Source organism: Pseudomonas sp. S37 (assembly GCF_016658545.1).
Classification (GTDB): Bacteria; Pseudomonadota; Gammaproteobacteria; order Pseudomonadales; family Pseudomonadaceae; genus Aquipseudomonas.
In genome coordinates, this window is sequence record NZ_JACVZC010000225.1 from 1 (window position 1) to 1,660 (window position 1,660).

Annotated in this window: 1 protein-coding gene; it reads right to left on the bottom strand. The window is 64.2% G+C overall.

Annotation, left to right across the window (positions count from 1 at the left end; genetic code table 11):
* Positions 1-67: 67 nt before the first annotated feature.
* Positions 68-1,561 (bottom strand): polyphosphate:AMP phosphotransferase, encoded by a 1,494-nt coding sequence (gene pap / locus IAE39_RS29405; RefSeq protein ID WP_201207954.1) that lies wholly within the window; start codon positions 1,559-1,561, stop codon positions 68-70.
* Positions 1,562-1,660: the final 99 nt, after the last annotated feature.

The window sequence follows — 1,660 nt, forward strand, 5'->3', positions numbered from 1 at the left end:
TGTTGTGGGGTCCCTGTGGGAGCGGGTTTACCCGCGAAGAGGCCAGACCAGGCACCATCAACCCCGACTATTTCTTGTGCTTGGCAAACGCCGCCTCAAGCGCCTGGTTGATGGTGCGCAGCACCTTCACCCGGGCCCAGCGTTTGTCGTTGGCCTCCACCAAGGTCCACGGCGCAATCTCGCTGCTGGTGCGGTCGACCATGTCGCCCACCGCCTGCACGTAGTCGTCCCACTTGTCGCGGTTGCGCCAGTCATCCTCGGTGATCTTGTAGCGCTTGAACGGGATCTGTTCACGCTCTTCAAAGCGCTCCAGCTGGGTCTGCTGGTCGATCGCCAGCCAGAACTTGACCACCACCACGCCGGCATTCACCAGCTGCTCTTCAAAGTCGTTGATTTCGCTGTAGGCGCGCATCCAGTCGGCCGGGGTGCAGAAGCCTTCCACCCGCTCCACCAGCACCCGGCCATACCAGGAGCGGTCGAAGATGGTGAACTTGCCGCGCGCCGGAATGTGCCGCCAGAACCGCCACAGGTAAGGCTGGGCGCGCTCTTCTTCCGTGGGCGCGGCAATCGGCACGATGCGGTACTGGCGCGGGTCCAGCGCGGCTGCCACACGGCGGATGGCGCCACCCTTGCCGGCAGCGTCATTGCCTTCGAACACTGCCACCAGGGCGTGGCGGCGCATGTGTTTGTGGCGCAGCAGGCCGGCCAGGCGTGCCTGCTCGGTCACCAGTTGCTCCTGGTAGTCGGCCTTGTCCAGGCGCAGGGTCAGGTCCAGCGCACCGAGCAGGCTGCGGTCATCGATGCTGCGGCCCAGCGGGGCGACGTTGCCCTGGTGCTTGCCCTTGGGGTTGTTGGCCAGCGCGGCCTGCAGGCTTTCCAGCAGGATGCGCCCTACCGCCAGGCTGCGGTAGTGCGGGTCGACCCCTTCGACGATATGCCACGGCGCGTAGTCGCGGCTGGTACGGCGCAGCACACGCTCGCCAAAACGCACGAAACGGTCGTAGGTTTCTGACTGCTGCCAGTCCAGCGGGCTGATCTTCCAGCTGTGCAGCGGGTCGTCCTTCAGCGATTTCAGGCGCGCCTTCATCTGCTTCTTGGACAGGTGGAACCAGAACTTGATGATCAGCGCGCCTTCGTCGCAGAGCATCTGCTCCAGGCGTTCGGCGCCGGTAATGGCCTGGTCGAGCACGGCATCCTTGAACACCCCGTGCACCCGCCCCTGCAGCATCTGGCTGTACCAGTTGCCGAAGAACACCCCCATGCGCCCCTTCGGCGGCAAGGCCCGCCAGTAGCGCCAGGCCGGCGGGCGGGCCAGTTCCTCGTCGGTCTGCTGGTCGAAGGTGAGCACATCGATCATGCGCGGGTCCATCCACTCGTTGAGCAGCTTTACCGTCTCACCCTTGCCGGCGCCTTCGATACCGTTGATCAGCACGATCACCGGGAAGCGCGCCTGCTGCTTGAGTTCGTACTGGGCTTCGAGCAGGGCCTCGCGTAAAGCGGGTACCTCGGCGTCGTAAGCCTCCTTGTCGATGCTGTGGCCGATTTCGGCGGATTCGAACATGCACTGGCTCCTTCAATGGATAAGCAAGACTAGCGGATTTCATTTCTGCCTGTACGGGCCTCTTCGCGGGTGAACCCGCTCCCACAGGCACCCACAATG

Coding starts and splice junctions, on each gene's coding strand:
- pap (WP_201207954.1), bottom strand. CDS start 1,561: ATGTTCGAATCCGCCGAAATCGGCCACAGCATCGACAAGGAGGCTTAC.